The organism is Dietzia kunjamensis (assembly GCF_045689975.1).
Lineage (GTDB): Bacteria > Actinomycetota > Actinomycetes > Mycobacteriales > Mycobacteriaceae > Dietzia > Dietzia kunjamensis.
Map to the genome: position 1 here is coordinate 2018074 of NZ_CP143297.1, position 23174 is coordinate 2041247.

At 69.5% G+C, this 23174-nt stretch carries 23 protein-coding genes; 10 read left to right on the forward strand and 13 right to left on the reverse strand.

What is annotated here, in order from left to right; all coding sequences use genetic code 11:
• Positions 1 to 67: 67 nt before the first annotated feature.
• The 5 genes from VZF99_RS09350 to VZF99_RS09370 form a co-directional block, all read right to left on the reverse strand.
• The gene (locus tag VZF99_RS09350; protein WP_096905220.1) at positions 68 to 1306 is read right to left on the reverse strand and encodes a glucose-1-phosphate adenylyltransferase family protein; all 1239 of its coding nucleotides are present in this window, start codon (positions 1304 to 1306) and stop codon (positions 68 to 70) included.
• A gap of 149 nt (positions 1307 to 1455) precedes the next feature.
• A complete protein-coding gene (locus VZF99_RS09355) occupies positions 1456 to 2325 on the reverse strand; it encodes an ABC transporter ATP-binding protein (RefSeq protein WP_082924023.1) in 870 nt (289 codons plus the stop codon).
• A gap of 14 nt (positions 2326 to 2339) precedes the next feature.
• Positions 2340 to 3389 (reverse strand): iron chelate uptake ABC transporter family permease subunit, encoded by a 1050-nt coding sequence (locus VZF99_RS09360; protein WP_119191763.1) that lies wholly within the window; start codon positions 3387 to 3389, stop codon positions 2340 to 2342.
• On the reverse strand, positions 3382 to 4404 hold the full coding sequence (locus VZF99_RS09365) for an iron chelate uptake ABC transporter family permease subunit (protein WP_325767632.1): 1023 nt from the start codon (positions 4402 to 4404) through the stop codon (positions 3382 to 3384). Before VZF99_RS09365 ends, VZF99_RS09360 begins: the two co-directional genes overlap by 8 nt.
• Positions 4405 to 4423: 19 nt before the next feature.
• Positions 4424 to 5335 carry a siderophore ABC transporter substrate-binding protein gene (locus VZF99_RS09370; RefSeq protein ID WP_120283672.1) on the reverse strand — a complete coding sequence of 304 codons (912 nt, stop codon included), beginning with the start codon at positions 5333 to 5335 and terminating at the stop codon, positions 4424 to 4426.
• A 197-nt stretch (positions 5336 to 5532) separates the two neighbouring features.
• Here VZF99_RS09370 and VZF99_RS09375 point away from each other — a divergent pair, with 197 nt between their 5' ends.
• The 4 genes from VZF99_RS09375 (at position 5533) to VZF99_RS09390 (ending at position 8974) form a co-directional block, all read left to right on the forward strand.
• Entirely contained in the window at positions 5533 to 5832 is a 300-nt protein-coding gene (locus VZF99_RS09375) for a hypothetical protein (RefSeq protein WP_407334591.1), read from the forward strand.
• An 82-nt stretch (positions 5833 to 5914) separates the two neighbouring features.
• Positions 5915 to 6454, forward strand: coding sequence for a protein-L-isoaspartate O-methyltransferase family protein (locus VZF99_RS09380; protein WP_407336107.1), 540 nt, complete (start codon positions 5915 to 5917; stop codon positions 6452 to 6454).
• A gap of 62 nt (positions 6455 to 6516) precedes the next feature.
• On the forward strand, positions 6517 to 8214 hold the full coding sequence (locus tag VZF99_RS09385) for a fumarate hydratase (protein WP_182633847.1): 1698 nt from the start codon (positions 6517 to 6519) through the stop codon (positions 8212 to 8214).
• Positions 8215 to 8368: 154 nt separating this feature from the next.
• Positions 8369 to 8974 (forward strand): hypothetical protein, encoded by a 606-nt coding sequence (locus tag VZF99_RS09390; protein WP_407334592.1) that lies wholly within the window; start codon positions 8369 to 8371, stop codon positions 8972 to 8974.
• 56 nt (positions 8975 to 9030) lie between these two features.
• On the opposite strand, the gene VZF99_RS09395 is transcribed toward VZF99_RS09390, so the two are convergent.
• From VZF99_RS09395 to VZF99_RS09420, 6 genes are all read right to left on the reverse strand, one after another.
• Entirely contained in the window at positions 9031 to 10242 is a 1212-nt protein-coding gene (locus VZF99_RS09395; RefSeq protein WP_407334593.1) for a phage major capsid protein, read from the reverse strand.
• 337 nt (positions 10243 to 10579) lie between these two features.
• Positions 10580 to 10870: a hypothetical protein gene (locus VZF99_RS09400; RefSeq protein ID WP_407334594.1), complete on the reverse strand. Its 291-nt coding sequence runs from the start codon at positions 10868 to 10870 to the stop codon at positions 10580 to 10582.
• Positions 10871 to 11108: 238 nt separating this feature from the next.
• Entirely contained in the window at positions 11109 to 11435 is a 327-nt protein-coding gene (locus VZF99_RS09405) for an HNH endonuclease (RefSeq protein ID WP_407334595.1), read from the reverse strand.
• An 834-nt stretch (positions 11436 to 12269) separates the two neighbouring features.
• Positions 12270 to 13748: a phage/plasmid primase, P4 family gene (locus VZF99_RS09410; protein ID WP_407334596.1), complete on the reverse strand. Its 1479-nt coding sequence runs from the start codon at positions 13746 to 13748 to the stop codon at positions 12270 to 12272.
• Positions 13748 to 14515 carry a bifunctional DNA primase/polymerase gene (locus VZF99_RS09415; RefSeq protein ID WP_407334597.1) on the reverse strand — a complete coding sequence of 256 codons (768 nt, stop codon included), beginning with the start codon at positions 14513 to 14515 and terminating at the stop codon, positions 13748 to 13750. Before VZF99_RS09415 ends, VZF99_RS09410 begins: the two co-directional genes overlap by 1 nt.
• A 436-nt stretch (positions 14516 to 14951) precedes the next feature.
• Entirely contained in the window at positions 14952 to 15164 is a 213-nt protein-coding gene (locus tag VZF99_RS09420; protein ID WP_407334598.1) for a helix-turn-helix domain-containing protein, read from the reverse strand.
• A 163-nt stretch (positions 15165 to 15327) separates the two neighbouring features.
• Here VZF99_RS09420 and VZF99_RS09425 point away from each other — a divergent pair, with 163 nt between their 5' ends.
• The gene (locus VZF99_RS09425) at positions 15328 to 16023 is read left to right on the forward strand and encodes a helix-turn-helix domain-containing protein (RefSeq protein ID WP_407334599.1); all 696 of its coding nucleotides are present in this window, start codon (positions 15328 to 15330) and stop codon (positions 16021 to 16023) included.
• Entirely contained in the window at positions 16020 to 17150 is a 1131-nt protein-coding gene (locus VZF99_RS09430) for a tyrosine-type recombinase/integrase (RefSeq protein WP_407334601.1), read from the forward strand. The genes VZF99_RS09425 and VZF99_RS09430 overlap by 4 nt, the downstream gene beginning before the upstream one ends.
• A 241-nt stretch (positions 17151 to 17391) precedes the next feature.
• Here VZF99_RS09430 and VZF99_RS09435 read toward each other — a convergent pair whose 3' ends face one another.
• Entirely contained in the window at positions 17392 to 17877 is a 486-nt protein-coding gene (locus VZF99_RS09435; RefSeq protein ID WP_407334602.1) for a VOC family protein, read from the reverse strand.
• Positions 17878 to 18034: 157 nt separating this feature from the next.
• Between VZF99_RS09435 and VZF99_RS09440 the strand changes: the two genes are divergently transcribed.
• From VZF99_RS09440 to VZF99_RS09450, 3 genes are read left to right on the forward strand one after another with little or no spacing between them, the layout of a single operon-like run.
• The gene (locus tag VZF99_RS09440; protein ID WP_407334603.1) at positions 18035 to 18541 is read left to right on the forward strand and encodes an LGFP repeat-containing protein; all 507 of its coding nucleotides are present in this window, start codon (positions 18035 to 18037) and stop codon (positions 18539 to 18541) included.
• 28 nt (positions 18542 to 18569) lie between these two features.
• The gene (locus VZF99_RS09445; protein ID WP_407334604.1) at positions 18570 to 20153 is read left to right on the forward strand and encodes a cation:proton antiporter; all 1584 of its coding nucleotides are present in this window, start codon (positions 18570 to 18572) and stop codon (positions 20151 to 20153) included.
• On the forward strand, positions 20150 to 21421 hold the full coding sequence (locus VZF99_RS09450; RefSeq protein WP_407334605.1) for a multidrug effflux MFS transporter: 1272 nt from the start codon (positions 20150 to 20152) through the stop codon (positions 21419 to 21421). Before VZF99_RS09445 ends, VZF99_RS09450 begins: the two co-directional genes overlap by 4 nt.
• On the opposite strand, the gene VZF99_RS09455 is transcribed toward VZF99_RS09450, so the two are convergent.
• A complete protein-coding gene (locus VZF99_RS09455; RefSeq protein WP_407334606.1) occupies positions 21396 to 22133 on the reverse strand; it encodes a CPBP family intramembrane glutamic endopeptidase in 738 nt (245 codons plus the stop codon). The two genes, VZF99_RS09450 and VZF99_RS09455, sit on opposite strands and share 26 nt — an antisense overlap.
• Before the next feature lie 83 nt (positions 22134 to 22216).
• On the opposite strand from VZF99_RS09455, the gene VZF99_RS09460 reads away from it, so the two are divergent.
• A complete protein-coding gene (locus tag VZF99_RS09460) occupies positions 22217 to 23092 on the forward strand; it encodes an oxygenase MpaB family protein (protein WP_407334607.1) in 876 nt (291 codons plus the stop codon).
• Positions 23093 to 23174 lie beyond the last annotated feature (82 nt).

Consider the following 23174-nt stretch of genomic DNA (forward strand, 5'->3'; position numbering starts at 1 on the left):
AGCCCCGGAACCCGGCCCGGGTGGCCGACCCACGACCGGTTCCGACGGGTGGGCCAGCGCTACCGGATCAGACGCTGCGGTCCTCGTCGTCGTCATCGGGTGGGTCCAGCGTGCCGGCGGCGAGCACGAACCCGGCCGGACGGGGTCCGTCCGGGGCGCTGCCCAACAGCGCGACGCGCACCGTCGACTCGGTCGCACCGGGCTGCCGTTCGCCGATCCTCGCGTCGACAGGGACCTCCACGTCGGCATCGACGACCGCGGTCTCCACGTGCGCACCGGACCGGACCACGGCACCCGGCAGGATGACACTGTCGCGGACCCTCGCACCCGCTTCGATGACCGCCCCGGGCCCCACGACGGAATGCTCGACCGTCCCGTGAACCACCGCGCCGTGGCCGAGCAGTGACCCGACGACCTGCGCCGCCTCCCCGGTCCGGGCGGGACCGCTGAAGGCCGACGCGGTCCGCAGGGACCACCCCGGGACGTCCAGCTCGTGGACCGGGGACTCGCCGAGGAGGTCCATGTGGCCGGCCCAGTAGGACTCGACGGTCCCCACGTCCCGCCAGTACCCCTCGTGCCGCCACTCCCGGGCGTGCCCCGCCCCGACCATGGCGGGCAGGATGTTGTCCCCGATGTCGCCCAGGTCCCCGGCGCCGCCGGCGGTGACGACGTCCTCGTGGGCCCGCTCGAGGTAGCTGATGAGGGCGGTCGTGTTGAAGACGAAGATCTCCGCGCAGATCAGGTCGCCGTCCGGGTCGTCCGGCTTGTAGCGGTACTCGGTGACGGCCCCGTCCTCGCCCACCCGGACCACGCCGTAGCGGGAGGCGTCCTCGGGGGCCACGCGAGTGGTGACCATGGTGAGCTCGGCGAACGAGTCCAGGTGATCGCGGACCAGTTCGTCGTAGTCGAGGCGGTACACCGCGTCCGCACTGACCACGACCGTGACGTCCGGGGCCGCCTCGCGCAGGGGCTCGATCTGCTTCCACAGTGCGTCCGCGGTCCCCGAGTGGAAACCGTCCCGGCCCGTGCCCTGCGACGGGTGCAGCACCAGCAGACCGCCGTCGAGTCGGTCGAGATCCCACGGGCGGCCGCTCCGCAGATGGGACCCCAGGGACACCGGATGGAACTGCTGCACCACCCAGACATCCCTCAGGCCCGAGTTGGCGGCATTGCTCAGGGAGAAGTCCACCAGCTGGTATCCGGCCCCGTAGGGGACGGCCGGCTTGGCCCGGTCCCGGGTGAGCGCACGGAGCCGGGAACCGGCTCCACCTGCGAGGACTATGGTGACGACCGACAGCGGCGCCATGCGAGGTCTCCTCTCCGGTCAGGCGTGGGACTACCCACCCCTTGCGAGTACGACACTCTAACCGGACTGCGGCGTCATCCCACCGGTCGCCCGGCACCGTGAGACCGGATCAGGCCGCGGCGGATCAGGCGGTGGATCAGGCGGTGGGCTCAGGCGGTGGACAACGCCGCGCCACACTCCTCCAACTCGTCCTCCCCGTCGAAGTACAGGGCCACGTACCGCCCGGCGACCTCGGCGACCTGCATCTCCATGTCGTAGACAGCCTTGAGGACATCGGTGCGCATGATCTCGGCCGGGGTGCCGTCGGAGACGATCCGCCCGTCCTTCATGGCGATGATCCGGTCCGAGTACGCGGCGGCGATGTTAATGTCGTGGATGACGAGCACGATGGTCTTGCCCCGCTCCGCGGCGGTGCGACGCAGCAACCGCATGATCGAGGTGGCGTGCCGGAGATCGAGGTTGTTCAGAGGCTCGTCCAGCAGGACGTAGTCCGTGTCCTGCGCCAAGACCATCGCGATGTGCGCCCGTTGGCGCTGGCCACCAGACAACTCGTCGAGATACCGGTCGGCGAGGTCCTCGAGTTCCATCGCCCCCAGGGCGTAGTCGACGTGCTCGGCGTCGTCCGGGCCGGGCCTGCCACCGTTGTGGGGGAACCGGCCGAATCCGACCAGCTCCCGCACGGTGAGCCGGATGGAGACGGCGTTCTCCTGGCGGAGCACCGCGAGGCGGCGGGCCAGCTCACGCCCACCGTTGACCGACACGTCGACGCCGTCGACGAGCACCGTTCCGGAATCCGCCGCCTGGAGCCGGCTCATGACACCCAGCAGCGTCGACTTCCCTGCGCCGTTGGGCCCGATGAGAGACGTCACGCCACCGTGCGCGAAGCACGCGGTCACGTCGTGCAGGACCCGGGTGTCGCCGTAGGACGAACACACCGACCGCGCCTCGATACCGCAACCGGCCGACCACCGGTTCTCACCGGATCGGTCGTCACGGCGTCGGAACGGGAGAAGGGACATGATGTGCCTCTCTTTCAGCGTGCGCGGTTGGTCAGGAGCAGGAACAGGAACAGCAGGCCGCCGGCGAACTCGATGACGATGCTCAGGGCGGACTCGACGCCGAGGGCGCCGAGGACCATCTCGCCCCCAGCCAGGGCGATCACGCCCAGCAGCGAGGCCACCGGCAGGGTGAACCGGTGCAGGGTGGTGCCGAGCAGGGCGTACGCCGCGTTGGCGACGATGAGCCCGAAGAACATCACCGGCCCGATCAGGGCCGTGGAGGCGGACACCAGGAAGGAGACCACCACCAGGACCACGATCGTGACCCGGCGGTGGTCGACGCCGAGCGCGACGGCGGGATCGCGCCCCAGCAGCATCACGTCGAGCCGACGACCGAGGATCGCCACGGCCACCAGCCCGCCCACCACGATGACCCCGCACGCCACGAGCACGTCGAGTTGGACGCCCCGGAAACTCGCGAACATGGCGTCCTGGATCTGCAGGTAGGCAGCCGGGTCCAGCAGGCGCTGGAAGAACGAGGAGGCGGAGCGGAAGAACACGCCGAACACCACACCCACCAGCAGCAGCAGGTGGATGTCCGTCCTCCGACCGCCGAGCAGCCACAGGTACAGCGAGGTCGACGCGACCACCATGATCGCGGTCTGACCGAGGAACCCGGAGAGACCGCCGCTCGTCAGGCCCCCGATGACGGCGGCATCGCGCGGGATCATGAAGAACACGAGCATGGTCTGGATGAGCAGGTACAGCGAGTCGAAACCCATCAGCGCCGGCGTGAGGATCCGGTTGCCGGTGACGGTCTGGAAGATCACCGTCGAGACCCCGACCGCGACCGAGACCAGAACGATCGCCACCGCGTGGCGCGACAGTCGGTCGAGGGAGTAGGACCACGCCCTCGAACCGACGGTGTCCGGCAACCCGGAGAGGACGAGTGCGGCGAGCGCCGCGATGGCCGCGACAGCACACACGAGGGTCACGATCCACCGTCGACGGCGGTCGGCCTCCGCTCTCGTCCGCCCCCGGGTGAGGCTCTCCGGCGGTGCGACAAGGATGGCGGTCTCAGGCATTGCGCACCCCTCTCAGCATCATGGCCAGGAACACGGCGCCGCCGAGGATCCCGACGATCGTCCCGACGGGGACCTCGCCGGCGCCGGGGGCGCCGCCGGCGAACAACCCGGGCAGCGACCGGCCCACCATGTCGCAGATCAGGACGGTGACCGCCCCGAGCAGTGCCACGAGGGGCAGGCCCCGTCGGGCGTCGTCACCCACCAGTCGTGAGACGACGTTGGGAACGACGAGCCCGAGGAGCGGGAGGGCACCGACGGTGACCACGACTACGGCGGCGACCGCCGCCACGATCGCCATCCCGGCGGCGACGACGGTCTTGTGGTCGAGCCCGAGACCGGTCGAGACGTCCTCACCCAGGCCCGCCACGGTGAAGCGGTCAGCGGCGATGTAGGCGAGGACACCGAGAACCGCCACCAGCCACAGCAGCTCGTACCGCCCGGCCAGGACCGCCGAGAAGTCGGCGAGCATCCACGAGTTGAGCATCTGGAGAAGGTCGCGCGACAGGGCCAGGAAGGCCGCGACCGCCCCGATCACGGAGCCGAGCATGATGCCGATGAGGGGCACCACGAACGAGTCCGACACGGGGACGCGACGGATGCAGGCGAGGAACAGGGCGGTCCCGGCGAGCGCGAACACCATGGCCACGAGCATCTTGGCCACGATCGGGGCGCCCGGTGCGATGATCGCCACCACCACCAGGCCCAGCCCCGCCGATTCGACGGTCCCCGCGGTCGACGGTTCGACGAAGCGGTTGCGGGTGAGCAACTGCATGAGCAGACCGGCGATCGCCAGCGACGCCCCCGCGAGGGCGGCGGCGGCGGTGCGGGGCAGACGGGCCTCGACGAGATAGACGCGGTGCGCCTCGGTGAGCCCGCCGGTGAGCGCGTCCCACACGGTGATGTCGGCCGCGCCGACGAACACGCTCGCGACGAGCGAGAGCACGAGCGCGACGACGCCGAGCGCCGGCCACAGCGAGGTGCGCTGCGGTCGGCGCTCGACCAGGGTCGTCGTCATGAGAAGTGGACTCCCACCGTCAGGAGACGGCGGAGTCGATCTCGTCGATCATCGACTCGAGGACGCCGATGCCGCCCCCGACGAGGTACCAGTTCTGGCCGTCCAGGAAGTGGACGTTGTCGTTGGTCGCGGCGTTGGTCCGGTTGAACAGCGGGTTGTCGAGCAGGGCTGTGGCCGCCTCGCCCTCGGCACCGATCGCGGCGTCGCGGTCGATGACGAAGACGTGGTCGGGGTTCAGCTCGGCGATCTGCTCCCAGCTCAGCGGCGCGCCGTGGCTGCCCTCGGACTCGAGCTCACCGGCGGGCGTCATGCCGAGCTCGTTGAAGATGAGGTCGAAGCGCGAACCCGGTCCGTACCCCGTGACCTTGCCACCGGAGGTCATGAGCACCAGCGCCGTGCCCGCGCCCTCCGCCTTGGCGCGGGTCTCGGTGACCATCTCGTCGATCTCGGCGAGCTCGTCCGCGGCCTTGTCCTCGGCCCCGAACAGCGCGGCGATCTCCTCCACCTTGGCGCGGTTGGAGGCGATCGTCTCGGCGGTGTCCGGATCGCCGGCGATCACCTGGTCGGAGATCTTGGCGAACTCGGGCTCCATCGCGCGGGTGCGGTTGCCGAACAGGATGAGGTCGGGCCCCAGTTCCGCGATCACATCCATCTTCGGCTCCTTGAGGCTGCCGATGTCCGTGTACTCGTCGCCCGCGTAGGCGTCCAGCGCCTCCGGGAAGACCCCGGTCTTGACCAGGCCGACCACGCGATCCTCGAGATCGAGCTCATCCAGCGTGTCGGCCGCGGCGTGGCTGGTGAGCACGACGCGGGTCGGCCCCTCACCCTCGTTCCCGGCGGACTGTGCATCCGAGCTCCCGCAGGCGGTCAATGCGCCACCGGTCAGGGCGATGGCGGCCGTCGCTGCGACGAACTTGGGGAATCGCTTCATGTCACTCCAAGGTTAGTTCGGTAGGTTAGGCTCACCTTAAACACCCTCGCGACTCCTGGGCAAGTCTTAAGTATGGCTTACCTCACTTGGAAAGCATTGTCCGCCCCGCAGCCCTCGGTTAGCTGGTGGCTCTCCGGCTCCCCCGGGTACGGGGCGACCGGATGCGAAGAGCAGGCGGACGACGCACAATCGACGGCATGAGCACCGAACGCGAGTACGACCAGGACACCGACGGCGACTACGACGAGAACACGCTCGACGGCAGCGAGGGTCTCGACGCCGACACCATCTCGACCGACGGTGAGGACCTCACCGTCGACGCGCCGGAGTCGTGGAAGCCCGTCGAGGAGAACGACACCCTCGACGAGAAGCTGTCTGCCGAGCGCCCCGACGTCGACACCGCGGAGCCCGAGGACAAGGGCGTCGCCGAGGAGCCCCGCGACCAGATCGACGACCTCGACGCCGACGGCGAGACGCGCGTTCTCGGCGAGGCATAGAGCCCGGGCGGGGCGATCAGCCCCGCCGCCATGCCCGGCGGGAGGAGGTCTCGCGGTGAGCACCCCGAGCATCCCGGAGGCGATGCGCGCGCAGGATCGCCGTCGATTCCTCCCGCCGGAGGTCGTGGCCGACTACGAACTCGACGCCCCGCTACCGATCGGGTTCGGGCAGACCAACTCACAGCCGTCGACGGTCGCGGCGATGCTCTCGCTCCTCGAGCCGTTCCCCGGGATGCGGGTCCTCGACGTGGGCTCGGGCAGCGGGTGGACCTCGGCGATCCTCGGCGAACTCGGGGGGCCCGATTCCTCCGTGTCCGCCGTCGAACTCGTCCCCGAGCTGGTCGAACGCTCCCGGGCGGCGATACGACAACCCTGGGTACGTGTCCACCCCGCCGAGCCCGGGACGCTGGGCCTCCCCTCCCTCGCCCCGTTCGACCGCATCCTCGTCTCCGCGATGGCCGACGACCTCCCCTCGGAGCTCGTCGACCAGCTCACCGTGGACGGCGTCATGGTGGCGCCCTGGGCCGGGGTGATGCACCGCGTACGCCGGACCGATGACGGCATCGACGTGACCGAGCACGGCGGGTACCGGTTCGTCCCCCTGCTCCACACCCGATTCTGACCCCGTGACCCCGGCCACTATCCTGGGGGAAGTTTGTCCACCTCCAGAACCAGGAGCCCCTGATGGCCGACTTCCTCTACGAGGACCTTCTTCCCGTCGGGGAGGACACCACCGAATACCGCCTCCTCACCACAGAGGGCGTGTCGACGGTCGAGGGCCCCGACGGGATGACGTTCCTGCGGGTGGACCCCGAGGCCATCCGTCTGCTCACCGAGACGGCGATGCACGACATCTCCCACTACCTCCGTAGTGACCACCTGGCCCAGGTCGCCAAGATCCTCGACGACCCCGAGGCCAGCGACAACGACAAGTTCGTCGCCCTGGACCTGCTCAAGAACGCCAACATCGCCGCGGGCGGCGTGCTCCCGATGTGCCAGGACACCGGTACGGCCATCGTCAAGGGCGAGCGCGGCCAGCACGTGCTCACGCCCGGCCCGGACGAGCAGGCCGTCGCCCGCGGCGTGTACGACGCCTTCACCCGGCTCAACCTGCGCTACTCGCAGAACGCCCCCCTCACCATGTGGGACGAGAAGAACACCGGGTCCAACCTGCCCGCGCAGATCGAGATCGGTGCCAACACGACCCCGGGCGGAGAGAACGCCTACAAGTTCCTCTTCATGGCGAAGGGCGGCGGGTCGGCCAACAAGTCGTTCCTGTACCAGGAGACCAAGGCGATCCTGAACCCCGACCGGATGATGCAGTTCATCGAGGAAAAGATCCGCTCGCTCGGGACGGCCGCCTGCCCGCCGTACCACCTGGCGATCGTCGTGGGCGGTACCTCGGCGGAGTTCGCGCTGAAGACCGCCAAGCTCGCCTCGGCGCACTACCTGGACGAGCTCCCCCGCGAGGGCGCGATGACCGGGCGTGGCTTCCGCGACGTCGGGCTCGAGGAGAAGGTCTTCGAGCTCACCCAGCAGATCGGGATCGGCGCGCAGTTCGGCGGCAAGTACTTCTGCCACGACGTCCGCGTCGTCCGCCTGCCCCGCCACGGCGCCTCGCTGCCCGTCGCGATCGCGGTGTCCTGCTCGGCGGACCGTCAGGCCAGGGCCAAGATCACCCCGGAGGGCGTGTTCCTCGAGCAGCTCGAGTTCGAGCCGGGCCGGTTCCTGCCCGCCACCACGGACGCGGAGCTCGACGCCGCAACCGACGGCATCTCCGGCACCGGCAAGGGCGCCGCGGTGCGGATCGACCTCAACAAACCGATGCCGGAGATCCTCGCCGAGCTGAGCAGGCATCCGGTCAAGACCCGCCTGTCCCTGACCGGCCCGCTGGTCGTGGCCCGCGACATCGCGCACTCCAAGATCAAGGAGCGGCTCGACGCCGGCGAGGAGATGCCGCAGTACCTCAAGGACCACCCCGTCTACTACGCCGGCCCGGCCAAGACGCCGGAGGGCATGCCGTCGGGATCGTTCGGGCCCACCACCGCCGGCCGCATGGACTCCTACGTCGAGCAGTTCCAAGCGGCGGGCGGATCCATGGTGATGCTCGCCAAGGGCAACCGCTCCAAGCAGGTCACCGACGCGTGCGCGACCCACGGCGGGTTCTACCTGGGCTCGATCGGCGGTCCGGCCGCGCGCCTGGCGCAGGACTGCATCAAGCACGTGGAGATCCTCGAGTACGAGGAGCTCGGGATGGAGGCGGTGTGGAAGATCGACGTCGAGGACTTCCCCGCCTTCATCGTGGTGGACGACAAGGGCGAGGACTTCTTCGCCCACACCGGCGAGGTCACGCTGACGATCGGCAAGCGCCCCGGCCTGTGAGCCGCCCTGACCGGCGGTTCTAAAGCAACCGTGGTTAACACGATTTAGCCCCGTAGGGCACAAGCCGTGCCCGTCTCGTGCCCGCGAAGCGCCCCCGCTCGAACAACTGAGCGGGGGCGCTCTCGTTGTCGGAGCCACCCGCTACGCTCCACCCATGGACTGGATCACTGGGCACCACTGGACCGATGGCTGGGCCGCTCTGCTCGCGTCGGTTGTTGGCATCGTGGGTGTTGTCGGCACCGTGATTGGCACAGTGGTCACCCAACGCACCCAGGCCGCGAACACCACAAAGCAGATTGAAGCAGCCGACAAGCGCTTAACCATCGAAGCCGAGGAGCGTCACGCCGACAAGGTTCGGGAAGCGATCGCAGACCTCCTGGGCCAGCGTCAGCGACTCATGTACGCAGCAATCGACTCCCTCGCGACGATCATGACGCTTCACCAACAGTCCCAGGAGCACGCTGGGCGGAAGTTCGTGTTGTCGGACGAGCAGGCGAGGAAGGGCGAAGAACTCGTAGCTATCGCGAACGAGGTTGAGCACTTAGCGGCCCGAGTGTCACTGCTCACGAACAACACGGTGCTTGCAATCCACCTGCAAGAAGTGCTGGAGGCGAGCGTCGCCACCGTGGAGGCAGCCCAGAAGGTCCCCAATGGCGACATCTCAGTCGTGACGAATCTCAGCAGCGCCCGTAAGCGGTTGACCCAGGCCTTTAAGAAACTACGCAACTCTGCCGCAGACCTGTACGCGTTGCCGTCATAGGCGAGCGCCCCACCTCCTAGCTTGTGGCCGGAGGTGGGGCGCTGGTCGTGCTGGGGTCAGGGGGTGGCGGCTGTTGCCACCTGGACCACGGCGGAGGGCTGGCCGACGCCGAGTCCGAATCGGCCCTCGACGCGCAGCCGGATCAGGTTCGACTCGAAGTCGGTCTGGCCCTGGCCGTTCCACTCGGCCATGACGCCCCGGCGGTCGGTGAACAGGGTCACCTCGGACAGGTCCGCCACGACGGCCGTTCCGGCGGGCAGGGCGGTCGAGGTGACCACCTGGACGCCGAACAGCTTCCGGGCGGCACGGTCGACCGGCGAGGACGCCATGACGAACTCGCCCGAACCGGAGGTCTGCAGCAGTTCGACCGCCTCCCAGTCGCCCGGGGTCATCGCGATGACGTTCGGGACGAACCCGAGGGTCTCGACGGCCGTGATGGCCTTGCGCACGGTGGTGAGCAGGTCGTCGGTGAACGCCTGGGTCTGGATCCCGGACTGGGAGAGCAGACCCGTGGGGGTCTCCCCCAGGCCGTCGCCGGTCAGGATGAGCGACTCGACCTTGCTCAGCAGCCCCCAGCGGAACTCGTTCTCCACGAACACCTGGAGGTTCCGCACGTCCAGCAGGTCGTACTTGTTGAGCCCGTCCGAGACGTGGGCGACCACGCGCAGGTGGTCCTCGACCGGGGTCAGGCCGATGGTCGAGGTGGGCTTGGTCGCCCCGGGTGCGACGGCTGCCGCGTTCATGGCGCGGCTGGTCTGGCGCAGGTACCGGTAGGTCGGCGAGTCCAGGGCTGCGGTCTTGAGCATCGACAGGATCGAGGTCGGCAGCTGGGGCTGCCCCGCGAGGTCCCGGGCGACGATCGTGGCGGTGGCGGTGCCCCCGGCGATCAGCGCCTTCTGCCCGCTCGGCCCGGTGCTGACCAGGCGGCTCGACAGCTCGCGGGCGGTAGCCTTCACTGCGGCCGGGGCGACCGCCAGCGGTGCGCCGTCGGTGACCGGCAGACCACCCTGGCCCCGGCCGTTTCCGTGGTCAGGCGCGAACGAGCCCGAGCCCTGGCTCTTGATGCGACCCAGGAGTGCGGTGTCCTCGGCGACTCTCTCGGGGGTCGGGTCCGAAGCCAGTTCGTCGTTGAGCGACTTGATCCGCTTCTCGTTCGTGCGGAGGGTCTGGCTCTCGGTGGCGGTCAGGCCACGGCCCTTGGCCTCCGCCGACTCGATGATTGCGAGGGAAGCGGCGATCAGGTCGTCGCGCTCTTGCCTTACGTTCATGACGATGCACCTATCTGTGCGAGAGTCCACGCCCGGCAACAGACGAGCCGGGGCACGTGGGGTGGAAGTGTGGAGTCGACGCTTCTCGCTGGGCGGACGCTGTCTGGGCTGGCCGCCTCCACCGCACTGGGCGGGAGGCTGGCGGGCCTGTCTGCGCTGGCCGCTGTCGGCGCGGGTCGTGACTGGAGGGAACCACCGGTCTAGAGAGGTTCGAGAACCCCGGTGGTTCCCCCAGTCGTGTCGCGTTTACCGTCGGCGGCTCGTTGCCGAGACTCGCGGAGCGGGTTGATCAACCGACCGACCTCCAGTCTACCGATGTAGAGGGAGGCGCGGAAGATTACTCGTCGCGCTCGTCGGCGCTCGCGGCGAGGTAGTCGGCGGCGAGGGTCAGGGCCTCCTGGGGCGAGTGGTTTTCGGCCAGGACCAGGGCAGCTGCGCCGACCGAGTAGGTCGCGACCAACAGCGAGATCAGCTCGCGGGTCGCGTCGGTGTCGCCTGCCAACGCTCGCCGGTAGGTGCCCATCAGGTGGGCGTTCGCGATCTCGGACAGGTCTTTGTCTGCCGCCCGGATGCCGAGCAGGGTCTCGGCCAGGCGGATCTCGGCGCTGGTCAGCGGGTCGTTCTTCATCGGAGTACCTCTTTCGTGTGTCTGCGTTGGCCGGGGACGGCCTCGGAGCCTTTCGGCGGGTTTCGGGAGCTACGGGAGTCGCAGAGCGCGAGGAAGGCGCTCTCGGTGTCGAATAGAGCCTGCGAGGGGGCCATAGACCGGGTTGCCTATGGCCCCCCTCGAAAATTGCTCGGGGGGAGACGCCGACAGATGCGCCGGTCAGGGCGTCATTCCGACCTTGTCGTGGCGTCGACCCCCCCTACCACTCGCGGCTGTTGAAACCAAGGCCCAGAGGCGGCGGTCCATTGCCGCGTGCCATGTTGCAGCTGCGGTGACTCGGCCTCAGGTTCCCGGGGTCGAGCGCGAGGTCTGGGTGCGTCGAGACTGGGTAGAGGTGGTCGACGTGGAACGCGTCCGGGTGCGACCCCGAGTCCTGGTCGTACTGGATCCGTTGACCGCACATCCAGCAGGGCGCGTTTACCGCCTCGCATTCGCGCCTGAACCTCGCGGCGATCGCTCGCCAGCCTCTGTTGCCGTGATTGAACTGTGCCATCGCTATGCCACCTCCTCTCGTACCTCGACCCATTGCTTCCGGTTGCCCTGGCCGTCGATCTTTTTTGGCACTCGCCCCGCGACCACGCCGAACTCCCCGACCGCCCTGGCGTGGTCGCCCCAGGCCCGACACTGCTCCAGGACCGGGCACGCGCTCCGGCAGACTTTCGCCACTCGCTTATGCCGGGCGGTTCGCTCCACGTGGCTCTCGCCCTCGACTGCGAGGTCCCACTCGGGCCACCGGCCGACGCAGGCCCCGCGCTCCATCCACTCCTCGGGCGCTGGCAGGACCTCGCGGTTGAGTGTTGGTGGTCGCCACACTGGACGGGTCACCAGGCTGGGCCACTCCGACTGTTCCCAGTGCTTCGCCACCTCAGCGGCCCTCCTTCGCCCCGGGTCGGGAGTTCTCGTGTTCGGTCATGCTGTGCGCCTCCTCGGCGTCGTTGGTGTCGGCCCCGGCCTGGTCAGCCGGAGCAGTGTGGGTGGGGTCGTGCTGGTGGGGTTTCGGACCCCCTGCCCCTGTCCGCTGTCCGGGACACCTGTCCGGGACAGTTCGCCTCTCGGCGTCGGCTTGGTGGGAGGGGTGACCACCGGCCTGACCACGGGGTGACCACCGGCCTGACCACCGGCCTCAGAACCGCTCCGCCCCAGGTCAGAGGGGGTGACCACCGGGACCACCGGTTTGGGACAGAGCGCTGGCCTCTCTCGCGAAGAAGAACAGGACGACAGAGACGACTAGAACCGCTTCCCGAAATGGTGGTCCCGGTGGTCAACCTTGTTCTCATACCCTCTGACCTGCCATGGAGCACTTCGGATATGACCACCGGGTGGGCTTCCGAACCGGTGGTCACCCGGTGGTCACTGGTGGTCACCCCCAGTCCTCCTCCGGCTTGAGCCGGACCCCGATGTGGAACTTGACCGCCTTCCGCTCCCCCGGCCCGATTCGCTCCCACCGCTTTTCCGGTCGACGCTTCTTTCGCTGGTTCACGAACTGCTGGAACTTCGACTTGGTGAGCCGGACCTCCTCGGGCACGTCCTCCTGGGCTTGCCAACGGAAGAACGCGTTGACCATGTCGGCAGGCAGGACCCGCTCGCCCTCGACCTCCTCGATGCACTCGGCCCAGAATTGGTCCCCGGGCGACAGGTCCCCGAAGGTCCGCTCGGTCTCCCTCACCACTGCGCCCGGCCACGTGTCTGGTCCCAGGCCCTCCCGCTTGAAGGCGGCGTAGCCTTCGGCCAACCACGCCAGGACGGCGGGCCAGGTCTCACGGTTCAGCACCTCGCGCTTGTCGCGCTCGTTCGGATCCGAGGCGTGGAGGAACGGGACCACGACCAGGCGTCGGCGCAGCCCCTCGTCCGGGTTGTCGATCCGGGGGATCTCGTTGGTCGAGACCACCGGAGTGAACGCGGGGATCCGCTCGGTGGGGTCGCCCACATGGGCCTTGCGGGCCTGGATCGAGTCCGAACCCGTCAGGCGTTTCAGGATCGACACGTGCAGGGTGGTCGAGGACCCGAACTCACTCAGCGCCAGGAACCGGCGGTCGAGCGCTTCGTGCAGCTCCGAGGTCGCGCCCTGCTCCCTCTTCTCGCGGAACAGTGCAGGGTCGGTCGCCATCGAATAGTGCCCGCCCAGCGTGTGGTGGACCCAGTCCACGATCGCCGACTTGCCGGTGGAGGTCCCGCCCTTGAACCACGCCATGAGCCGTTCGGGGTTCCCGTCGCGCAGGGCGGCGTACCCCAATAGCCGCTGCACGAACTCGCGGAGGTCAGGCTCGGGCAGGAACGCGTCGAGATACGAGTCCAGGGCGGGGTGGGTGGCCTCCGGGTCGAACGCGCACGGAGTCGACTTGGTCACCAACAGGTCCCGCGAGCGAGGAATCAGCTCCGGCTTCTCGCCCCGCAGGTCGAGGATCCCGTTGGCGACCCCCAGCAGTTCGGGTGCCCGGTCGAACTCGTCCAGCGAGATGGCCTGCTCGTACTCGGTGGTCTGGGCGGTCGCGTGGGCCGAACGGATCCCGGCGGTCGCCTTCCCGTAGTTCCCACACGACAGCGCCCACTTGGCCAGGGCGTCGTTCTCCTGGGCTGCAGCGACCCGCTCCAGCGGCTGGGCGACAGCGCGGTGGAACTCGGCCACCAGGCGGTTGTGTGACCGCAGGCTCCACTCTTCTCCGGTCCAGAACGCCCAGGCGTCGTCGGCTTTGGCGTCACGGATCGCGAGTAGGTCGCGACCGAAGTAGTCGAGCAGCGCCCGCCCGGTCCCGTTGTCGTTCCACTGGTACCTCGTCGCCCGCTCCTCGGCAGCTTCGGTCCGCTCCAGTTCTTCCATCACGTCGCTCGGCACCTTCATCACGCCACCCCCGCCGAGTCGCGGGCGATCCGCTCGGCAGCGGAGCGCTCGCAGGTGGCGACCTCGTCGGGGTCCAGGCCCGTCCCGAGGGCCGCGTTTCGCACGCGGTCGACGAACTCGGGCGCGCCGGACTCGAAGGCCCGACAGAACCCCCAGAACGCCGCGTCGTTTCGTTTGCCCTCACGCGCACTGAGCACCCACGAAGCGATCCGCAGCTGGCGCTGGACGGTCCACTCGCCGTCCCTCCCCTGCTCCGGGGCGCGGTCCGCCGTGGGTTCGGGCACGACCTTCTCGATCAGCCAGTCGGGGGCTTCGCACATCGCCTGGGGTGAGGCGAGTCGGTAGGTCGCGCCGGAGGGGTGGACCGAGCCTGGTCCGACCACCAGGCCCGAGACCTTGAGATCGGCCCCGGGGACTTTGGTGGTGCGCAGTCCCTCCGCCAGACCGGGGAGGGTGTAGTAATGGTGCCGGCCCCGGCCGGTCTGAACCGTCATGGTCCGGGGCAGGGTGCGGGCGTCCAGCCAGCGCACGAACTCGTGGGGGTCGTCCACGTCCACCACCAGGTGCTCGCGCAGGACCACGCCGACATTCGCGTCGGGGTGCTCGCTGGCCCACTGGCGGATCTGGTCGCGGTCGCGGGTGGCGCGGCCCTGCCAGTCGTTCAACAAAGGCCTCTTGGTACGTGGTGCGACCGGCACGACGTGCAGGCCCATCAGGGCGAGTCTGGCCGCGTGGTCTCGCCACGGCTTGGGGTCGATCTTCGGCATTGTTGCCTCTTCCTTGGGTGTCATCGGCAGGTCGCTTGAGGTAGTTCCTTTGGCTTCCCTCGGCCTCTCGTGGGGGCTCGGGGGCTCGGGTCCCGGTGCGCCTGCCGAAGCCCTCCGCGAGGGCGTTTGGTGGCGGACCGACGTAATAGACGGCGGTGGTCGCGGCCGGTAAAATTGGTGTCGCATCAGCGAACTCCTTGGGCGTTTGATGTGGTGGTCGGATTGGGTCCCGACCGGTGTTCTCTAGGCGGTGTTGAGGGCGGAGTCTTCGGACTTCGCCCTCAACGCTTGTTGGGGGGTTGGGGGTCACTCCGTGTGGAGTAGGCCCAATTCGAGCGGCCGTCCTTCGCGACGCCCAGGGCCTCGCGCTCTTGGCGGGCGAGTTCGCGCTGCCGATCCAGCCACCGCCTGCGGCTCGGGCTGATTGGCTTGCTGGTCACGCGGTCTCCCGAGTGACGCGCCGGGCGTAGACGTAGGCGGCGAGGTCGGACTGCAGGTAGCGGATCTTCCCCGCGACCTTGACGTACGCGGGTCCGCGTCCGGTCGACCTCCACACTCGTAGCGTGCCGACCGTCGAGTTCAGGTACTCGGCGGCGGCGTACTCGTCCAGGGCGGTCCTGAACTCCTCGAAACTCGGCTCTTGGGCCATGGTCCCTCCTCGGGTTGGTTGCTTACTCGACGCTCGTAGTAGAAGCGCCTCGGGGACCACCCAACCAGACGATCTAACGCGAGTCAACCCTTTGGCCTGCGCTTCTACGTCGAACGATGTAGAATGGAATCCGAAGCGCCCCCCGGACTACAAGGAGAGCAACATGGAGAGCACCCCAGACCTCGGTCGGGTGGTCGGAGCGAACGCCAAACGGATCCGCACCGCCCACGGAGTCACGATGGAGCAGGTGTCAGCCGCCTCACGCGGCGTCGGCGTCCGGTGGACGGTTCAACGGGTCGCGGGCCTGGAGAAGGGCACCCGGGTACCAACCGTTGCGACCCTGATCGAACTAGCCCTGGTGCTGGCTCGGGTCACTGATACCGAAGTGACTCTCGGAGACCTCGTAGCCCACGACGGGTACCTGCACCTGACCGACGCCCTCCGAGTCAGCGGGGAGGCCACCGAGAGGGTCTTCCGGGGCGGTCCCGTCGCCTTTGCTCCCGCCGACTTCGCGCCGGACTTCTCCCACCACGAGTCCGAGTGGACCGAGACCGGCTGGGTTCGGTCGGTGGGCTATGACGACCGGGAGCAGATGGGGCAGGAACTGGGCATCGACCCGAACGACATCCAGCAGGTGTGGCAATTGGTCGACCTCGCAACGAGCCTGGACCAACGCACCGCGAAGAATCTGGGGGTGGACCTGGTCCAGCTCGCGGCCCTCAGCCTGCGCCTGTGGGGGCGCTCGATCTCCGACGAACGCACCGCCCGAGCCCAAGAACGAGGCGTCGAGGGAGTCAACGCCCTGGGGAACGTGACCAAGGAACTCGTGGCCGAATTGCGGCAGGAGGCCCAGAGATGAGCGGCGGAAGCGTTGAGTCGTACACGACCACCAAGGGTCGGCTGTGGATGGTGCGGTACCGCGACGAGGACAACAAGCAGCGGAAGAAGCGCGGGTACCGGACCAAGCGAGAGGCCACCCTGGCACTCGCCGACCTGCAGGTGAAGCTCGCCCGGGGTGAGTGGGTCGACCCCCAGGCCGGGAAGGTCACCGTGGGTGCGTTGTGGGACGTGTATGTCGACACCCAGGCCGACCTGAAGGAGACCACCAGGTCGAAGCACCGTTTCTCCTGGTCGACCCACGTTGAGCCCAAGTGGGGAGCCCGGGAGGTCGGCAAGATCCGGCCGTCCATGGTCCGCACGTGGGTCACGGAGATGCAAGTGGCGGGAGTCGGTCCGGCGACCATCGAGACCGCCCTGGACGTGCTGCGCGGGTGTCTCGCCATCGCAGTCGAGGACAGGTCGCTCGCCAGCAACCCGGCGGCGGGTGTCCGGGCTCCCCGACGTGAGCACGCCGCCCGGGGCTACCTGACCCACCAGCAGGTTGAGGCACTCGCCATGGAGTGCGGACGGGACGCCACCGTGGTCCGATTCCTGGCCTACACCGGCCTGCGCTGGGGCGAGATGGCGGCACTGCGCGTGTCCGACTTCGACATGCTCCGGCGACGGGTGCAGGTTTCGCGATCGGTGACGGAGGTCGAGGGCCGACGCACCTGGTCCACCCCGAAGACCCGCGAGAAGCGGTCGGTGCCATTCCCGGCGTTCCTGGCGGAGGAGTTGGCCGCACAGATGGTGGGCCGGAGCAGGGATGACCTGGTGTTCGCCCGCTCCGCCACCACCGAGGCCCACCTGCGGGTGTCGCTCTGGCGACCCCGGGTGTTCAAGCCAGCAGTCGCCCGGTGCCAGGAGGCCGACCCGACGTTCCCGGCGATCTCGCCTCACGACCTGCGCCACACGGCCGCGTCGCTTTCGATCTCGGCCGGGGCGAACGTGAAGGCGGTCCAGACCATGCTCGGACACGCCTCGGCCGCAATGACGCTGGACACCTATGCCGATCTGTTCCCTGACGACCTCGACGCGGTGGCCGGTGCTCTCGACTCCGCTCGTGCCCGCGCCGTGCCCGCGACTAGCGCGTCCTCGTTGGGCTGAGTGCTCCGTGGCCGGTCAGAGGGGGTTCGGCCAATCCCCTGCTCCGGGTGATTGCTCCGCCCACACCGGCGAGGTCACGCTGACGATCGGCAAGCGCCCGGGCCTCTGACCCGCCCGGGTTCCCGCGTTCCCGGGTTCCCGCAGATCCGCTACCCGTTTTCCGGATCCGCTACTCCAATTCGAGTAGCGGATCCGGAATGCGAATAGCGGATTTCGTAGGGCCGACGAGTGGGAGTCCGAGTCAGGCGTCGGTGCCCGCAGCCGCCGCCTCGATGGCCGACACGTCCAGCTTCACCATGTCCATCATCGCCGCGAACGCGCGCGCCGCCGCCTCCCGGTCCTCTCCCCGCCACAGGTCGTAGAGGGACTGCGGCGCGACCTGCCACCGCACTCCGAAGCGGTCGATCAGCCACCCGCACTGCACCTCACGGCCCCCTCCCGCGAGCAGGCCGTTCCAGTAGTGGTCAATCTCCGCCTGGTCGGCGCACCGGATCTCCAGGGAGATCGCGTCGGTGTACTCGGGTTCCGAGCCGCCGTTGAGCGCGATGAACGGCCGCCCGTCGAGCTCGAACTCCACGGTGAGCACGTCCCCCGCCCTCGGCCCGGGAGTGTCGACGGGACTGGTGTCCACGGCGACCACGCGCGAGTCGGGGAACACCGAGCAGTAGAACTCGGCGGCCTCCTCCGCCTGGGTGGCGAACCACAGACACGTGGTCATCACGGCCATCGCGGCCTCCTCCCGGGGCTCGCCCGGTCGGACAGGTCGCCCGCTCCCAGTGTCCACCGGCCCGGCGCCCCTGGAAAGGACTCGGTCATCACGGTTCGGCATCGGCGGCGGCGGTGGGCGGGGTGGGCCCGACGGGTGGGCGGCTAGGATCTCCGGCATGGACAGGATCATGCGTGTCCTCGCCCCCCTCGCTCTCGCCGTCACCCTCGGTGCCGGTCTGGTCGCCTGCTCCGCCGACGACGGTGGCGGCGCCGGTGAGTCCGCCGCCCCGGTGTCCTCGACGGAGACGGCGACGACGACGAGGTCGACCCCCGTCCCGGGGCCCGCGGACTCGGGCGTCGACATCCCGGTGGCCGTTGCGGACCGGTGGAACGAGCTCGGCGGCGAGCAGGGCGATCTCGGCCGGGTGACGGGGCCGCCGACGGCTGTGCAGGGCGGCTCGGTCACCGACTTCGAGCGGGGGGCGATCGTGCTCACGCCGTCCGGGAACGCGTTCGTGGTCCAGGGCGAGATCCTCGCCGCCTATCGCGAGGCGGGCGGCCCGGCGGGTGAGCTGGGCTTCCCCGTCTCGGACGAGACGACGACCGACGGCGGGTGGATCTCGGCATTCGAGAACGGCACGATCGCGTTCCTGGACGGTCGGCCGGTCGTCGAGGTGCGGTGACGACCACCGCGCCGGGCGAGTAGCACCGTTGGAGACCGTCGCGATCTACCTCGTCGTGGTGTTCGGGTGCGGGTTCGTCGCCCGGATGATGCGCCTGCCCACCCTCATCGGCTATCTGGCCTCGGGGTTCATCCTCCACGCGCCCGGCATCGAGGCCCTGCCCGTGGTGGACTCACTCGCCGACCTCGGCGTGACGATCCTGCTCTTCACCATTGGGCTCAAACTCGACGTGCGGATGCTGTTGCGCCGTGAGGTCCTGGCCACGACGGCCGCCAACCTCCTGGCGGTCGCGGGAGTGACCGCCGGCTTCCTGGGGATGCTGTCCATCATCGGGGTGCGGTTGCTGGCCGGGGCGGACTGGCAGGTGGTGGCCCTGCTGGGCTTCGCGCTGTCGTTCTCCAGCACCGTCTTCGTCGTCCAGGTGCTCGACGTGCGGTCCGACTCCCACACCCTCTACGGTCGGGTCGCGATCGGCATCCTCGTCCTGCAGGACGTGGTGGCGGTCGCGTTCCTCACCGCGATGACGGGCGCCCCGCCGAGCCCGTTGGCGTTGGCGTTGCCACTGTTGCTCCCCGCGGTGTGGCTCGTCCGCCGGGCCTGGAGCAGGCTCGGTCACGGCGAACTGCAGGCGTTGTTCGGGATCACCATGGCGCTGGTGCCGGGGTACTGGCTGTTCGAGAGCGTCGGCATCAAGGGTGACTTCGGGGCAATGGTGGTGGGAGTCCTCCTCGCCTCGCACCCGCGTGCCGCCGAGTTGTCCCGGACCCTCTTCGGTCTGCGTGAACTCCTGCTCGTGGGTTTCTTCGTCTCGATCGGCCTCCACGTCACGCCCACCCCGGAGACCCTGTTGCTGGGACTCCTGCTCGTGGTGTTGCTCCCTCTGGAGGCCGCCGTGTTCACCCTCGTGCTGGCGGCGTTCGGGCTGCGCAAGCGGACCTCGATCCTGGCGGGCCTCGCGCTCGCCAACTTCTCGGAGTTCGGGCTCATCGTCACCGCGACCGGGGTCGATGCGGGGCTCCTCGAGCAGGACTGGCTCGTGGTGGTGTCGGTCGCGGTCGCCGCGAGCTTCGTGATCTCGACGCTGGTCAACCACCGCGGGACGCGGCTCGTGGCGCGGTTGTCCTCGCTCGTACCCACCCTGCGGGACGAGCGCACCCACCCGGAGGACGCCCCGCTGGACATCGGTCACGCCCGGGTGCTGGTCCTGGGCGTGGGCCGGGTCGGCCGCGCCGTGCGGGACCGTCTGACCGAGGAGTACGGTCTGACGGTCATCGGCGTGGAGAACGACCCCGTGAAGGTCGCCAGGCTCCGCGAGCAGGATGTCCACGTGATCGAGGCCGACGCGACCGACGACGACTTCTGGGACCGCTGCGTGAACGACGAGAAGGTGGACATCATCGTGCTGGCCATGCCGTTCCACGGCTCGAACCTCATCGCTCTCGAGCAGGTGGACGCGCGGGACTTCGAGGGCACCGTCGCGGTGGTCGCCCAGTACGACGACGAGAGGGACGAGCTCATCGCACGGGGAGCGGACGTGGCCTTCCACATCTTCGAGGGCACCGGGGTCGGTCTGGCGGACAGTGCCGCCGAGGCCGCAGGGGTGCGGGAATGAGGTCCGCGGAACGACGACCCACCACCGCACCACGCACCACACCAGCCACCGCAGCGCCCACCCCCACACCCACCGCGTCGGTGCCCGCCACGATGCTCCTCGCGCTCGCGCTCACCGGGGCGATCGGGCCGTTCGCCACCGACACCTACCTGCCCGCGCTGCCGCTGATCGTCGAGGAGTTCGAGATCACGGCCTCCACCGCCCAGCTCACCCTCACGGCGTTCATGGTCTCGCTGGCGGCGGGGCAGCTCGTGATCGGGCCCCTCTCCGACCGGGTGGGGCGGCGGACGCTGCTCGTCCTGGGCTCGGTGGGCACCGCACTCGCGGCAGTGGTGTGCGCGCTGGCCCCGTCCATCTGGATCCTGGTGCTCGGACGCGTCGCGCAGGGCTTCGCCGGTGCGGCCGGGATCGTCCTGAGCAAGGCCGTCGTGGTGGACGTCGGGCGCGGTGCGGGCGTGGCCAAGGCGTTCGCCACCCTCATGGCGATCCAGTCCGTCGCCCCGGTCATCGCACCGCTCATCGGCGGCGCGGTCGTGCCGTTCGGCGGCTGGCGGAGCGTGTTCTGGCTACTGGCCGGCCTGTCCGCCATCACGGTCGTCGGGGTCCTCGTCGCCGTGCCGGAGTCGCTCCCGGCCGCGTCCCGCCGTACCGGGAGCGTGCTGTCCACCGTGTCGGACATGCGGGGCGTCGCCACCCATGGCCCGTTCATCGCGCGCGTGTCGGTGTTCGTGTTCACCTTCGGCGTCCTGTTCGCCTACATCTCCGCCAGCCCGTTCATCTACCAGGACATGGTGGGCCTGTCCCCCACCGCGTACTCGGTGGCGTTCACCGTCAACGCGCTGGGGATCCTGGTCTCGAACCTCGCGGGCGCCCGGCTGATCGGCCGGTTCGCCCCGGAGAAGATCATGCGCACCGGCGTGGTGGGCATGGTGACGGCGATCGTCCACCTCGTCGTCGTCGCCCTCTCCCCCGCCGGCACCCTGGGGTTGGCACCGGTCACCGTGGGGTTCGTCCTGCTCACCCTGTCCGTCGGGTTGGTCCTGCCCAACGCCGCGGCACTGTCCATGCAGGCCACCCGGGGCCGCTCGGGCTCCGGATCGGCGCTCCTCGGCGCCGCCCAGTTCGGACTCGCCGCCGTGGTCTCCCCGCTCACCGGACTCGCCGGACCGCACTCGGCGATCCCGCTGCTCGTCGTGATGGGGGCGTGCGCCGTCCTGGTCGTCGCGGCGACGTGGGCGGTGATCAGCCGGCCAGTGCGCGCCACGTGAGCGCTGCGGCGAGCGCCCCGACGGCGTTGAACGCCCAGTGCAACCCGATCGGGGCCAGGAGGCTGCTGCTGCGGCGACGGATCCAGATGAACCCGGCCCCGGCCACCGAGGTCGCGGTCACCGCCAGGCCGATCCCCGCGAGCTGACCCGCCAGACCGGTACCGAAGACCTGTGCGAGGCCGGCGTTGCCGGCCGTGAGCCCGAGAGACGACGTGACGTGCCACAGTCCGAACGCCGATGACCCGATCACGAACACGCCCGTGGTGCCGAAGGTCCGCTCGAGCGCCCCCTGCAGGACCCCGCGGAACGCGAGCTCCTCGGGCAGGACCGTCATCAGGGGGATCAGCACGAGCCCCGAGAACACCGCCATGCGCAGGTCCGAGTAGCGCTCGGACAGGAAGAACGGGCTCGTCGCCGGGATCAGGCACCCGGCCGTGACCACGGCCGCCACCAGCACCGTCGCCGCGAGACCGTACGCCAGCCCGCGGGGCATGTGCCGCGCCGCCAGCCCCAGGTCCGACCACCGCATCCACCGCGCCTTGGCCACCACGACCAGCACGAGAACGGCCAGCGGCACGATCCACTCGCGGAAGGGCAGACCCGCCAGGTTGGCGGTGAGATTGATGGCGACCAGCGTGGCCAGGACCGCGGCGACGCCCGCCACACCGCGCACACGGGAGCGGCCGGACAGGGACGTCAACTGCGTGGTCATCAGTCGCGACGATACCGCGCGGCCCGTCCGTACCAGGGGTATGGTGACACGGACGACCACGTCACGTGATGGGGGTGTCCACCATGGCAACGGTCACGACGACCGCGTCCCGCGCCCTGACCGGCGCCCGCCGCAGGGTGGGCCTCGTGGTCCGTTCCCGGGTGGCGGGTGACGACGCCGACGCGAGACGCCAGCAGATCTGGCACTCCGAGGGCGAACGCTGGAACTCCCCCGACGACGCCATCTGCCGCGTCAACGGGGACGCCTCCATGTTCGCCGGCGGACTCACCGCACTCCTCCTACAGTCCCTGCACCCGCTCGCCATGGCCGGGGTGGCGGACCACAGCGACTACCGGGGCGACCCGTGGGGGCGCCTCCAACGCACCTCGCAGTTCATCGCCACCACGACCTTCGGCACGATCACCGATGCCTCCCGTCTCATCCGGGCGATCAACGGTGCGCACCGCGCGGTCGTGGGCACCGACTACCGGGGGCGCCCGTACGACGCCCGCGACCCCCACCTGCTGCGTTGGGTCCACGTCGCCGAGATCTGGAGCTTCCTCGAGTGCCACCGTCTCTACGGGCGCGATCCGCTGACGCCGGCCGAACGCGACGAGTACGTGCGACAGGCGTCGAGGACCGGCCTCATGATGGGCGCCGGGGAGGTCCCCCTCACCGTGCGCGAACTCGAGGAGGCGTTGGAGGGGTACCGGCCCGAACTCGAGGCCTCGCCCGCCGCGCTCGACGCGCGCCACTTCCTGCTCGACGGACCACCGATGGGGCTGGCCGACAGACCCGCCTACGCGCTGCTGCGAGAGGGCGCCGTCGCGGCGCTGCCCGGGTGGGCCCGGACGATGCTCGAACTACCGGACGGGCCGCTCGGGTCCAGCAGCCTCGGACGGACGCTGGGGCGCACCGGAGTCTCCTCACTGCGCTGGGTCCTCGACGCGATCGAGTGACGCGGCGCTACCCTGTGACGATCCGACCCTCCGGGGTCGGCCCTGTCGTCCGCGGGGTTCCTCCCGCCCGTCCCAAGTGAGG